The following is a 13924-nucleotide window of genomic DNA, read 5'->3' as shown; positions in this document are numbered from 1 at the left end:
ATAAAGGCATTGGTTAGGTAATGGAAATACCCTTCTTCAGCGATTTGAGATCGCCATTCGAATTAAGCAATTGTGGTAGCATCTTCGTGCTGCGAACCATTGGAGAGTCACATAGACGGCAAGAAGGCGCATGTTCAAATGCGAAATTATCCCTCATCCATCCGTTGCATCCATCATTGGTACACGCCCAAATCGCGGTATTTTCTTCCGGTATTTCTTCCAAAGGTTTCTTCCGGTAGTTCATTGCCGTTCCTCCCATCCTGTAAGTCAATAGTGACTAACTAGATATAAAAAGACCGTCCCAACTTTCACAAGCTGGGACGGTTTCTTCTATTATTACAGTTTTACAACGTTTTCGGCTTGTGGTCCACGGTTGCCTTGAACAACGTTGAATTCAACGCGTTGGCCTTCGTCCAAAGTTTTGAAGCCGTCGCCAGTGATTGCGCTGAAGTGAACGAATACGTCGCTTCCGCCTTCAACTTCGATAAATCCGAATCCTTTTTCTGCGTTGAACCATTTAACTGTACCTGTTTGCATGTGTGTTACCTCCACAAATTTAAATTAATATGTTCTTTTTATCTTCAAACAAAGAAAAAATTCACACATTGAAAAAGGTTGTATTACCGAATATAACAGCCCTTTTCAATGCGAAAATTAGGGACTAAATGTATGATTGATATCATATTACCACACCTGATTAGCAAAGGCAAGCTGGCATCCGTATATATCCGTTTCTACCCTAATAAGTATTACCTTCCAATGTAAGGGTTGCCAGTCAGCCCAAAATTGATTAAATCAGCTTATAATTGCCATATTTATCAAAACTTTAGAAGAAATAGATCCCCGATAGCGATACAGAGTATCGCTATTTCAGGAAGCTCTACCTTCTCAACCGAAGGGGTAGTCCGCTCTACTTGTCATTACTGCTATATCATTATATGCCGACTTCCAGCATATTATTCCTCTGGTTTTTCAAGAAGTTTTACTGTAGTCTGATTGACTTTCCCATTTCGATAATAGGTAATCTTCAGATCCTCACCAATCTTCGTCTGATTATATAAATACTTGCGAAGGGAAAGCGTGGATGTAATAGGTTCATCATTAAATTTCGTAATTACATCATTGAACTGTATTCCCGCTTCTTGTGCAGGTCCAACAGCATCCAGAACTACAACTCCATCCTTAACATTGTTCGGTAGGTTCAGTTCCTTGCGTTGGTCCTCTGCGAGAGGAATGTAAGGATTGTTTAAATCTACCGAATATACGCCCAAGTAGGAACGGGCAATCCGCCCTTTCTCAGCCAGTTCATTAGCGGTATCTATCACATGGTTAGCTGGAATAGCAAAACCCAGCCCTTCTACACCTGCATCGGAGATTTTCATCGTGTTAATACCGATGACTTTACCATCCAGATCCACAAGCGCCCCGCCGCTATTGCCTTCATTAATTGCTGCATCGGTCTGAATGACCTCTTGCTCCCAATCATATACGCCGTCCTGATTCAAGGATACGGGAACCTTCCGTTCAGTATAGCTGACAATACCTGAAGTCAATGTGTCACCAAGTCCCAACGGGTTTCCGATGGCAATGACCGTTTCACCTAGACGAAGCTTCGAGGAATCCCCGAGCTCTGCGATTGTATTGATCCCTTTGGCATCAATAGAAAGGACCGCGATGTCACTCACTTTATCCGTTCCAACGAGTGTAGCTTTACGTGTCTCGCCATCTACTGTTACGACTTCAAGATTGCTAGAGTCTTCGATGACATGGTTATTAGTAATGATAAATGCTTTATTATCTACCTTTTTATAAATCACTCCAGAGCCTAATGCTGACTCATCCAGAATGTTCAATTCTTTATTATCTTCTTTATGATTGATAATACTTACTACTGCAGGACGAACCGTAGCAGCGGCTTGAATGATACGGTCAAACGGATCTCTGCTTGGGGCAACCTCCCCAGTTGTTACTACCGACTTCGGGGCAGTTTCGTGACTCATTTGTCCAGTAAGCATACTGAATAAAAACACTGCCACCACAGCACTGATTAAGGAGCAGACGGCGGATATTTGCCAAGTGGATAAGCCCTTGCGCGATCTTCGCACAGAATGCTTGCGGTTAGCAAATGATCCCTTTGATGCTTCATCCCCTCTGGACCGTGATACTTTAGTTGAATAGAAATCGTCATCAAACAATCCCACCGAAAATCTCCCCCTTCTATTGCCAACCGTTCACAGTATCTAAAACCTGAACCTCTAGCAATCACGTTCCAAGCATATACCTCTGCATCCTTTAGACTCCAACAATCACTAAAAAGTTTCACTTTATCCATTAACCACACAATAGTTTCAGTTAATCGAAAGAATTTTAGAATCTTTCAATATATCTTCTCTACTAGGAATATTTTGCAACTTAAAAGACTACACTAATAGAAAGGTTCCATAAATTTAGAGTTTGCTTATCACGTCTATAATTGTATCACAGGCAACCCTCATTTCGTGATTTTCCTGAGGTAAAAAGCCTGCGAATTTTTTACAACTCCAGTTCTGTTTTTACTACATAAGGAGGTATAATTATGAATTCTTTTTCCACAAGTATGGATCTGGTGGAGTTTATCGGTAAGCTTGGCGATTTGAAGGATGAACACTACCATATGACCCTTGCCTTCAGTGCTATGATCGAATTGATGATCGATAAAGGCCTGATCTCCCGCCAAGAATTAGAACGAAAGACTGCCGAGCTTGATCAGCTTATGACAACTGGCTCAGCTTATCCCATGGCGTAGGTTGGTCATAATACGTATCGCAAAGCTTAAACTCACTATCTTTAAAGAAACAGCCCCGATCCTCCATTGCGCAACGTACCGACATTTTAGCCAAATCCATCATATTATGATCCCGGCTTAAATGCGCTAAATAGGTACGTTTAGTCCGTCCTGTGAGAATTTCACTTAGTGCTGCTCCGGCTGCTTCATTAGAAAGGTGACCCATGTCGCCAAGTATACGTCGTTTCGTATTCCACGGATAACGTCCCATCCTCAGCATTTCAATATCATGATTCGCCTCCAGCACCAATACGTCCGCCTCTGAAATCGCATCTCTTACCTTGTCGCTAACATATCCCAGATCTGTAGCTACACACAGTTTTTCTTTTCCATCATAAAAATTGTAACCCACCGGCTCCGCCGCATCATGAGAAATTGCAAACGATTCTACACGCAGACTACCAAAATCCCTATGCTGTCCCGACTCCATAATGATTCGGTTATAGTCGGGTATTTTCCCAATGCCTTTTTCAATGGCTCCCCAGGTATTGGTGTTCGCATAAATCGGAAGATCGTATTTACGGGCCATTGCCCCGAGTCCTTTAATATGATCGGAATGCTCGTGTGTGACTAGAATCCCGTCTATATCATTACCCGTTAGCTCGCGCATGGCCAACAGCTCATCGATCCGCTTGGCACTTAGTCCCGCGTCAATCATAAGTGTTGTCTCCCCGTTCCGAACCACCGTTACATTTCCGGTAGAACCACTGGACAGTACTGTAAATGAAATCCCCATTTTCCTTACTCCTTCTAATCTGTTGTCTTCGGACTGATGATGTCCGCACTTATAGCATCCACATAATAGGCATTGCCGTTCTCCAGCATGAACCGCCACATTGGCGACGCTACCTGACTTTCGGAGTTGAACAACTCACCATAATAACCAAGCTCAATCTCCTTTACTACGGAGTCTGCCGGAAAATATTTTTCAATCAAACTGCTAAGCGCTTGCGATGCCGGCAGTACCTTCTGTTCCTTATCGCTACTGCTTGCCCCTATCTCAATCTTAGGTGAGCGGAAAGCTACAATCTTCTGATCACTATTAATCAACTCTAACCTAACTCGGAATAGCGACCACTGATTCTGAACTAGCGGGTGAAGCACGAACTTCCCAACTTCACTTTCTTGAGAATCAAAACGATAATTTGCGATATCCGGTATTTGACTCTCAAGCGCCTTGCTAAGGTCAGTGAAGGAAGAATAGATCAGCTTACTGTCTATAGGAACATCTAATTTAATGGGTGGTTCATTCTGCTCTTCAGCAGAATATCGATAAGTTATATTAGGAAGCTGCGGGGTAGAAGCCGGAATGGGACACAACACACGAATCCCTTTCTGCTCCATGACCGCCTGGGTTTCTTCGGACAGGGAAGTGAAATCGAGATTGGCACTAACCTGATCGCGCAAATCAATCCACAGCTGATAACATAGCAGCAGATTTAGACCTAAAAAGGCGCAAATTAGTACATTTTTGGCTCTTCCCCAATCCATACCCTTACCTCCTAAATGTTATATGAACAACTTGTACATTAATTTAATGTAAGAACGCTGCCGTCAATAAGCGTAACCTTCCAGACTGGAAGTAGTTGCAGCTTCTCTTCTTTCACTACAGGTACATACGCAGGTGTTAAATCCTTCACCGCCGAAGTTTTGCTAACCGCAGACAATTGATTCTCTAGCTCCACGCCTCCAGATAGCTCTACGATTTTCTTCTCTGCCTTACTCTCATCAATATAGATTAACGAGCGTTCATAAGAGGATACGGTGCCTTGCTGCAATTCCAGATTAATTACACCATACTGCAGCTGCGAGTTACTCATAATCGGATAGGAGCCATATGGATAGGAACCATAATATTGTTGAAAAGAGACCTTTCTCTCCTGTCTCCCCTCCTCGGTGGCTTCAAGACGATAGGTTCCATTCCATCCACCATGTTGGTTCACAAATTCTACAGCTTCAAGCGCATCCTTGGCCGGTGTACTGTCTCCGGCTGGAAGTGCGGCAGGATCGCTATAGCTCATCCAATTGCGTTCCTTATCGACCTGAAGACTCCGTTTGCTATCCGTATAAATCTCCGAGCCATTTTTCTCGCGAATATATCTAGTACTTCCAACATCGAAGAAAAGATTGTTCTGCATTTGTTCTATGGTATACATGCCTGAAGGCATCTCAACCTGAACCAGAGAAATCTTGCTGTCTGGCACATAATAATCACCATCTACGGACTTGTAAGGCGTCCAGTTCTTGCCGAAATCCACATGCTGCTGCACGTCTTGCACAGTTAAATCCGCTTTTGCCGCTTCATATATAATGTCGCCTCTCGTACTGAAGAAAATGGCATGCGCTTTGGAGTCATTCTTAATGTTATAGATCCAAATGCGATCAATGCTTTCTCCTTCAAATAGGGAGTCAGGTGACAGCTGCATAACCCGCTGAAGTAACGTTACCGGAATGCCGGATCCGAACGAAAGCTCAATCCCCGGATTCTCATTTCGAATCTTATCCCAATCATAATCCTGTACCGAGTGCCGCTGGAAGCTTTCAAATCCACGCCCTTTTAACCGATTCATAATCAAGCTATAGAACGTTGAGTCTGGATAAAAAAGCGTATGTTTGTTATCGCCCATATGGATGATCATTTTATCAGGGTACAGCAGGTTCTCAACCTTTTCCTCCGGACCCATATTGTCTGTCTTCACATATAGATTCTCGGAGAGTACCGCTGAGTCTGCACCAGGCAAGCGATAAATCAAATAGTAACTCTCAACAAGACTTCCCAGCACGAGCAAGGCTAGAATCCATGACTTCAATCTCTCCTTCATGCCTCACTCCCCCTTTGCGCATTCAGAGGTAGCGTAAAGGTTACCTTAGAGCCTTCATTAAGCTCGGATTGCAGGGAAATAGAGCCTCCATGGGCTTTCACAATTTCCCGGGCAATGGAAAGGCCAAGTCCGGTGCCTCCCATATTCCGTGAACGCGCCTTATCCACCCGATAAAAACGTTCAAAGATCCGCTCGATGTCTTTCTTCGGAATACCAATCCCGGAATCCCGTACAGAAATGGAGAGCATTCCATCCTCACTTTTCAAGGCTTCCAATTCAATCGTACCGCCTTCTGGCGTATATTTTAATGCATTGGAGACCAAATTCCCCAAGACCTGATCGATTTGATCACGATCGAGCCATGCTGTGCTTACATCCCTACGGACCCTTGTACTAATGTCGATCCGCTTCTGCCGAATCTGAAAAGAAAAGCGGTCTGCTACATCCTCTAGCATTTCAGTAATATCCGTCTGCTGAATTCTGAGAAGTGCCTCCTTGGAATCCAGACGCGACAGATGCAGTAGATCCGTAACCAGACGAATCATACGCTCGGTTTCGTTACGAATAACCCCAACAAAACGAACCGCTAACTGCGGATCCTCAAGCGCTCCATCATCAAGTGCCTCCACATAGCTCTTAATCGTTGTAAGTGGTGTTCTTAGCTCATGCGAAACGTTCGCGACGAACTCTCGGCGTGATTCCTCCAGGTTCTCTTGCTCAGTTACATCTTGCAGCACGGCAATAGTACCGGCAATCCCACCTTCACGGCGATGAATCGGAGTAAACGTAACTCTCACGATATTAGAATCTTCTCCACCCATATGTGTCAGATGAAGCATTGCAGACTGGGCATTTCCTTTAGCCAAGGAACCACTCTGCTCATAATCAAGACCTAGCAATTTATCCAGTGGGGCACCTTCCGGCAACGGACCTTCTGTTCCCAGCATAAGTGCTGCTCGAAGGTTCATAAGAATGACTACACCATTCTCATCCGTGGCTACCACACCGTCACTCATATTCGTCAGAATAGAGGTAAGCTTCTCTTTCTCTTCCTCATTCTGAGAGAGCGCCTCACGCAATCTGCCGGTCATATAATTGAATGCCTGACTGAGTTGTCCAATTTCATCGTTGCCGAGCACGGGCATTTTTCGATTGAACCGACCCTCAGCAACAGCTGTTGCATGCCTAGTCATTTCTTTAATCGGCTGCGTAATGGTGTGTGCAAGAATAACACATAGGACAACTGTCAGTCCCAAGGCTAACAGCAAACCAGAGATGAATACACTGTTGATCCTGCCCATGGTCGCATATAAATCTTTCATGTCAGCAGCAATATAGATTGCACCTACTACCTTGTCACCGGAAAGTACCGGCTTGGCCACAACCTTTTTTCGCACATTATCATCAGCAATAATATATTCTTCATTATCGCTGATCCCCTGCAAGGCGCGATTGACTACGGTCTGAGTGTTGCGCTGTCCGACATAGTCATTCTGAGAGGGCACGGAGGTGGTGATGATTTTGCCGCTGGCATCAAGCACCTGAATCTCGGCCCCGTTAATGTAAAGATTATTAACCATACCACGCAGACTTTCTACAGCCGTTTCCTCGTCAACGGTACCAGCCTCACTACCGAATTTATCAGCAGTCAGGATGGACAGCATCTCCGCACGTGCTTTAAGATCCTTCGTGAAGTTATCCGTTAACGAGTTCTTCATCGAGCTGACAAAATAGACTCCAATTAACTGCATAGCTATCAGAATCAGCAGCACATAAATAATAATAAGCTTGGCCTGAATTGTCCGGAAAAAGGACCACCACTTCATCACAGTCCTCCGCTTTTAGGGCTATGCATCAAATAGCCAAGTCCGCGCCGAGTATAAATATATTCCGGCTTGCTGGGATTCTCCTCAATTTTCTCTCTTAGACGACGGATCGTCACGTCTACGGTCCGCACATCGCCGAAATACTCGAATCCCCACACAGCCTGCAGTAAATGCTCCCGGGTCATCACCTTACCCGCATGTTTAATCATATAGTAGAGCAGCTCATATTCACGATGGGTCAAATCAAGCGGCTCCCCACCCTTATAAACCAGATACATATCTGTATCAATAAATAGATCAAAATGGTATATACCCTGTCTGGTCTCTGCAGGTTCATTCGCCATTCCCGGCGGTGACGGTTTGTGCTGTCTCCGCATTTGGGCCTTCACTCTGGCGAGTAGCTCACGTGTACTAAAAGGTTTGGTCACATAGTCATCCGCACCAAGCTCTAGACCAAGCACCTTATCAATCTCTCCGTCTTTGGCAGTAAGCATAATGATAGGAATGTCCAAATGTGCAGAACGAACCTCACGACAAACATCCATCCCGTCCTTACCAGGCAGCATAAGATCAAGCAGCATAAGATCAGGCTTTTTGGACAATGCCAATTCTACTGCACTGTTACCATCAAAAGCACAAATAACCTCGTAGCCTTCTTTTTCTAGATTAAACTTCAATATATCAGCAATAGGCTGTTCATCGTCTACTACCAGAATCGTTCCCATCTGCATGTCTCAGCTTCACCTTCCTATCCCTACTTAAAGATCATTCCTTTATTTTAACATACCTGTCTTACCGTCACATCCTACGAAATAAGGAATCGGCTTCCCCAGCAAAAAGAAACAGCTATATCGTCATTCCTATATTAAAAAAAATAAAACCGCTCGAGTTTAATCGAGCAGTTGAGGTTAAAGTATGAATTATCGCAAATACTTCATTGGATTTACTGCAGTGCCATTCTTCCGAATCTCAAAATGCAGATGTGTTCCCGTCGAGCGTCCAGTATTGCCCATTACACCAATTTTGGCGCCTTGTTCCAAACGCTGTCCCGTAGAAACGGAGATGCTGTTTAAGTGGCCATAATAGGTTTCGTATCCGTTACGGTGATCCACGATAACCACATTTCCATATCCACTCTTCACACCAGCAAAGATTACAGTTCCGGCATCAGAGGCTTTAATGCTTCGGTTGCCAGATACCATATCTAGACCCTTATGAGCACGGCTCCAGCGCTCACCGAAACTACTAGTAAGGGTTGCTCCGCTTACTGGCCAACTGAACATGCCTGTTCCTTCACCAACTACCTTCGTACCCCGATAAACCACTTCAGGGAGAGAAGATTTAATAACGGTCTGACCCAACCACTCTTCTTGTACGACCATTCCGTTTTTCTTTGTTAACCGATACTGCATTTCTTTAAGGCCCGTTTGTCCTGGACGAACGACCTTACTTTTGCCTGCTGGTAACTGGTCGCTTTTCCGCACGATCACTTCAGGCTCAGTAACCACCTGCTCTGACACTTGCTCTACAGTAACAACTGTAACATCTGGCTGTGGTACCTTCAGCTTCAGTGTATCTCCAATCTTCAACGTTAGCTCTTTCACATCCGGGTTGTTACTATAGATCTCTTTTTGTGTAATTTCAAACCGTTTGGCAATCCCCGAAATCGTATCGCCCTCTTGAACGGTATAAAGAAGTGGTGCTTCTTTACCCTCGGTAAGAGTTTTGACCGCTTCCTTCACATCCAACACTTTGTTAGGATCTGTCTTCACTGGAACAATAGCAACTTCTTCACTAATTTTGACTGACTCCACTTGGTTAGGAGCTTTTGCTTTCGCAGCACTTGAACTTGAGGCTGCTGTTCTTGTGAGCTTACTAGCCGTTGCTACTTTAGTTTGCGGAACATAATGATTCTTTACCCCTTCAAGCACCGCATTTGCGGTCTCTTGATCCTTAACAATGCCAACCACCTTGCCATCTACCAATAATTGTACACCTACGGCATAGGCCTTCAGCATTCCATCTAGTTTATTAAGCGTTGCTTCACTATCAACTTCCGGCTTGTACGCTTTCTCCTGTTTAATTGTAATGCCTTCTGTCTGAAGCACCATCGTTGAATCTGGATACTTGTCCTGATATTCCTGTTGCTTCTTATCATACAGCTGATTAAGCTGTGCCTGATCGTTAAGCTTCCCGATCTCCTTACCCTTCACCAACACTTGATAGAAGGTTTCAGTATTGGCTGCTACATACTTTTTCTCTGCACCAATCAACACAGTGGTTAGAAGTACTAAACCAACAGCTCCCAAAATCCAAGAGTGCCGGAATCTACGAGTTCCTTTTTCTTGATGAAAGTGTGTGGAGTCGTGATCTAAATTGTGGCTCTGCTGAACATCTGCTCCGGATTCTGCTGTGTCGCTATCCTGCAGTTTCCCCATCCGGCGCATGAACTTAAATCCCTTCATGAAACTCTCCCTTTCAGTCCGCTCGGTCATCCGAGACGAGCGGCCAAGCTAGTTATACGATCTCGAGTATATAGATTACGACCATGAATATTTCCACTTATCCTAGTTCTAATTTCCTGCTTCTAATGGACCCTCAAAAAGGTTACAATTGGTTACAAAAAATTAACCCTTTGAACATCCTTGTCTAATGTACCATAGCTGAGCGGAAAATTTCAACTTTGTACACATAAAAAAACCCACGAAATACGCGGGTTTTTTGCGCAAATATGAAAATTTAGCCTTTTTCTTGTGTCTAGAAATTGACAATTACTATGGTTGCTGTAGAGTTTCTGTAGTTGGTGTAAGCATTTTCATTATACTCTCGTATTCATCGGGATCAACATATTTGGCAATGACTTGTTGCAGCTCCTTAACCTCATCCTCCGTTAGACCATCCTCCATCGCCGTGGAGATTTTCTGCATCTCATCCTGCGGTAGTTTGGACATCAAGATATTGAATATATTTACCTTCTCCGCCGAAGGGAGATTATCTTTTAAGTCACCTATTGCCTCAGGTGTCATTACCAATTTCTGGTCCTCTAAACTTCCACTCTGGCTTTCGTTAGTAGAAGACTCATTTGAGGCTTGGCCCATAACCGGTAAAGCATCCTCGGGTGCTTTTTCCTCCACCGGCTCCCCTTTTTCAGGTGTATCCTTACTTTTATCTTTATCCTTGTTTACCGCGCTGCCTGTTGTCGTCGCTTCTTTATTCGCTTTATTGGAGTCCGATTGGCTATCCATGCCAATAATGCTCTTGACCATCCCACCTAAACCTGGGCCTGGACTATCCACTTTAATATCGAAGCTCGCCAGCACCGACTGAATATAAGCATTTACAACCACGCCCGTAGTTAGAATTGAAAGTGTACTTGCGAGTACTACAATTAGACATACTCCCAGTGCACGCTTCACGATCTTCATTTCTTCTCTCCTCTCACCTATGTTCAAGTCTATCTGGTATATTTTTTCCATGTTTTTCTATACTCCCAGTATTGACTAGAACCGGCTTCGGGAAACATACGCATAAAAGTAAACATAAAAAAGAGACCTCTCGCGAGGTCCCTTATAAATGACTAAATATATTTAGATATAAATTGGCATTACTTGATTCGTCTGCTCACGGTTACGGCCTACTGAGAAGATGGCGATCGGAATCCCTGTAAGCTCAGATACACGTTCAACATATCTACGTGTGTTCGCTGGTAGATCATCCAATGTTTTTGCAGAAGTAATATCTTCGCTCCAACCTGGAAGCTCCTCATATACCGCTTCGCACTCTGCCAGCATCTTAAGGCTAGCTGGGTAATGCGTGATTACTTCACCACGGTATTTGTAGCCTGTGCAGATCTTCACAGTCTCAAGTCCACTCAGCACATCCAGCGAGTTAAGAGACAAGCCTGTGATTCCACTCACACGACGAGCGTGACTTACAACAACACTGTCAAACCAGCCTACACGGCGAGCACGTCCTGTAACTGTTCCATATTCATGACCTGTTTCACGGATATAATCACCTGTTGCATCGTTCAGTTCTGTAGGGAACGGGCCATCTCCAACACGAGTAGTGTAGGCTTTAGCAACCCCGATAACCTGTTTAATCTTAGAAGGTCCAACACCAGAACCTATGCATACGCCACCTGCAGAAGGGTTAGAAGAAGTAACAAACGGATACGTACCTTGATCGATATCAAGCATTACCCCTTGTGCGCCTTCAAACAATACTTTGCGGTCTGCATCAATAGCTTCATTAAGAATGACCGACGTATCTGTCACATAATTACGTAGCACTTCCGCATATTCCAGGTACTGAGTCAGAATCTCTTCAACGTCAAGAGCTTCCGCGCCATATACTTGAGTAATCACTTGGTTCTTCTCTTCCATCAAGTGACGAAGTCTCAATTCGAATTCCTCAGCGTCCATCAGGTCAGCAATACGGATACCGTTACGTGCAGCCTTATCCATGTAACATGGACCGATGCCTTTGCGTGTTGTACCAATCTTGTTCGGACCCTTGCGGTCTTCTTCCAGAGCATCCAGTACCATGTGATAAGGCATAATAACATGAGCCCGGTCGCTGATCACTAAGTTTTTAGTGTCAAAGCCGTTCTCGTGAATATAATTAATTTCTTGGATCAAGGCAGCTGGATTAATAACCATCCCGTTACCAATTACACAAGTCTTTTCTTTATAAAATACACCAGAAGGGATTAAGCTGAGCTTAAACTTCTCACCGTCAATCAGAATCGTGTGACCGGCATTATTGCCCCCTTGATAACGGGCAACCACATCTGCACTTTCCGCTAGAAAGTCAGTGATTTTCCCTTTACCTTCGTCTCCCCATTGTGTTCCCACGACGACTACCGTTGACATGTTCATTCCTCCGTAGGTGCTAGCAAGCACCATTATTTTTCATAATATGGGCCCTGTACGTCATTCTTATGTACGTAGCCCTCCGGACTCCAAGCGGATTTACCCACTAAAGGACAATACTCAGTGTAACAGCCGTTTTTTTCAAAGTCAAATAAAACGAACGATTACACAAAGAAATGTGCAATCGTTCGGATATCATACATGACAGGTTACCCAGCAAATGGTTCTGCATGTGCTCGCTCGTAGTTAACGAACTTGTTGAAGTTTTTGAGGAAGACAAGCTCTACTGTCCCAACGGGACCATTACGCTGTTTAGCTATAATAATTTCAATAATATTTTTCTTCTCAGTGTCCTGATTGTAATAGTCGTCACGATACAAGAACGCAACAATGTCGGCATCCTGCTCGATAGAACCGGATTCACGCAAGTCACTCATCATCGGTCGTTTATCCTGACGTTGTTCCACACCCCGGCTAAGCTGCGACAGGGCGATAACCGGCACGTCCAATTCACGAGCGATCTGCTTCAAAGTACGGGATATATCCGATACTTCCTGTTGACGGTTTTCCCCGCCTTTACCGCGGCCCTGAATGAGCTGCAAGTAGTCAATGACGATCATCCCCAGGCCCTTTTCCTTCTTGAGCCTCCGGCATTTCGCACGAATATCCGTTACAGTAATCCCTGCTGTATCATCGATATAAATCTCCGCCTCCGACAGGGACTGAATGCCCATAGTCAGCTTCGACCAATCATCATCACTCTTGAAGTCACCGGTACGCATAGTATTCGCATCCAGATTAGCTTCGGCACAAATCATCCGCTGTACTAGCTGCGGCGCAGACATTTCCAGACTAAATATGGCAACCGTCTCTTTGGCACGTACGGCCACATTCTGAGCAATATTTAGCGCGAATGCTGTCTTACCTACAGAAGGACGGGCTGCAACAATAATCAAATCATTGCGCTGGAATCCATTAGTCATATGGTCTAAATCCACAAATCCCGTTGGAATACCTGACATGCCGCCCTTATCTTTATTCTGATGGAGGAGTTCAACCTTATCAAATACTTCCATTAAAACATCGCGGATTGCGATAAATCCACTGCCGCTGCGCCGGTTAGAGATTTCAAGAATTCGCCGTTCTGCATCACTCAGCATATCGGCTACATCTTCGCCGCCGGTGTAACCCTCGCTTACGATTTGCGTCGCTGTACGAATCAAACGCCGTAACATAGCCTTTTCTTCAATAATCTGCGCGTAGTATTCTACGTTAGCCGCAGTAGGCACAGCATGCGCCAGCTTAGCTAGGTAGCTAACACCACCAATATCTTCGAGTTCTCCCTTGTCCTGCAGTCTAGAAGTAAGCGTAACAAGATCAATCGGCTGGCTCTCTTCTCCGAGCTGCACCATCGCCTCAAAAATCATTTGATGCGCTTTATCGTAGAAGTCTTCGGTATTCACCCGTTCCATTGCAGTAATGAGCGCTTCATCCTGCAACAGAACAGCACCAATTACCGCTTGCTCCGCCTCAAGATTCTGCGGGGGAACCCGATCGAAAAAGAGATCTCCACCCATG

Annotated in this window: 13 protein-coding genes; 1 reads left to right on the top strand and 12 read right to left on the bottom strand. The window is 44.6% G+C overall.

Features of this window, described 5'->3' with window-relative positions:
- Positions 1-13: 13 nt before the first annotated feature.
- The 3 genes from NSQ29_RS27640 to NSQ29_RS27630 form a co-directional block, all read right to left on the bottom strand.
- Positions 14-244 (bottom strand): cold-shock protein, encoded by a 231-nt coding sequence (locus NSQ29_RS27640; RefSeq protein WP_042131698.1) that lies wholly within the window; start codon positions 242-244, stop codon positions 14-16.
- Positions 245-336: 92 nt separating this feature from the next.
- Positions 337-537, bottom strand: a complete 201-nt coding sequence (locus NSQ29_RS27635) for a cold-shock protein (RefSeq protein WP_019914582.1) — start codon at positions 535-537, stop codon at positions 337-339.
- A gap of 419 nt (positions 538-956) precedes the next feature.
- Positions 957-2201 (bottom strand): S1C family serine protease, encoded by a 1245-nt coding sequence (locus NSQ29_RS27630; RefSeq protein WP_042193026.1) that lies wholly within the window; start codon positions 2199-2201, stop codon positions 957-959.
- A 374-nt stretch (positions 2202-2575) separates the two neighbouring features.
- Between NSQ29_RS27630 and NSQ29_RS27625 the strand changes: the two genes are divergently transcribed.
- Positions 2576-2785: a hypothetical protein gene (locus NSQ29_RS27625; protein WP_313639770.1), complete on the top strand. Its 210-nt coding sequence runs from the start codon at positions 2576-2578 to the stop codon at positions 2783-2785.
- Here NSQ29_RS27625 and NSQ29_RS27620 read toward each other — a convergent pair.
- From NSQ29_RS27620 to dnaB, 9 genes are all read right to left on the bottom strand, one after another.
- Positions 2751-3560, bottom strand: coding sequence for an MBL fold metallo-hydrolase (locus NSQ29_RS27620; RefSeq protein WP_042193028.1), 810 nt, complete (start codon positions 3558-3560; stop codon positions 2751-2753). The genes NSQ29_RS27625 and NSQ29_RS27620 overlap by 35 nt on opposite strands.
- Positions 3561-3574: 14 nt before the next feature.
- Positions 3575-4315 (bottom strand): two-component system regulatory protein YycI, encoded by a 741-nt coding sequence (gene yycI / locus NSQ29_RS27615; protein WP_042193029.1) that lies wholly within the window; start codon positions 4313-4315, stop codon positions 3575-3577.
- Between the two features lie 38 nt (positions 4316-4353).
- Positions 4354-5646, bottom strand: a complete 1293-nt coding sequence (locus NSQ29_RS27610) for a YycH family regulatory protein (RefSeq protein ID WP_042193030.1) — start codon at positions 5644-5646, stop codon at positions 4354-4356.
- A complete protein-coding gene (gene walK / locus NSQ29_RS27605; protein WP_042193031.1) occupies positions 5643-7472 on the bottom strand; it encodes a cell wall metabolism sensor histidine kinase WalK in 1830 nt (609 codons plus the stop codon). The genes NSQ29_RS27610 and walK overlap by 4 nt, the downstream gene beginning before the upstream one ends.
- The gene (gene yycF / locus NSQ29_RS27600; RefSeq protein ID WP_042193032.1) at positions 7472-8203 is read right to left on the bottom strand and encodes a response regulator YycF; all 732 of its coding nucleotides are present in this window, start codon (positions 8201-8203) and stop codon (positions 7472-7474) included. Before yycF ends, walK begins: the two co-directional genes overlap by 1 nt.
- A gap of 189 nt (positions 8204-8392) precedes the next feature.
- Positions 8393-9937 carry a M23 family metallopeptidase gene (locus NSQ29_RS27595; protein ID WP_339268022.1) on the bottom strand — a complete coding sequence of 515 codons (1545 nt, stop codon included), beginning with the start codon at positions 9935-9937 and terminating at the stop codon, positions 8393-8395.
- Positions 9938-10246: 309 nt separating this feature from the next.
- Positions 10247-10897, bottom strand: a complete 651-nt coding sequence (locus NSQ29_RS27590) for a hypothetical protein (protein ID WP_341126519.1) — start codon at positions 10895-10897, stop codon at positions 10247-10249.
- A gap of 162 nt (positions 10898-11059) precedes the next feature.
- Positions 11060-12346, bottom strand: coding sequence for an adenylosuccinate synthase (locus NSQ29_RS27585; protein ID WP_042193035.1), 1287 nt, complete (start codon positions 12344-12346; stop codon positions 11060-11062).
- A gap of 209 nt (positions 12347-12555) precedes the next feature.
- Entirely contained in the window at positions 12556-13923 is a 1368-nt protein-coding gene (dnaB, locus tag NSQ29_RS27580; RefSeq protein ID WP_042131710.1) for a replicative DNA helicase, read from the bottom strand.
- Position 13924 lies beyond the last annotated feature (1 nt).

It is taken from the genome of Paenibacillus sp. FSL F4-0236, from assembly GCF_038000135.1.
Lineage (GTDB): Bacteria > Bacillota > Bacilli > Paenibacillales > Paenibacillaceae > Paenibacillus_AQ.
The sequence above is the reverse complement of the archived record's forward strand: the minus strand, read 5'-3'. Positions and strand labels throughout refer to the sequence as shown.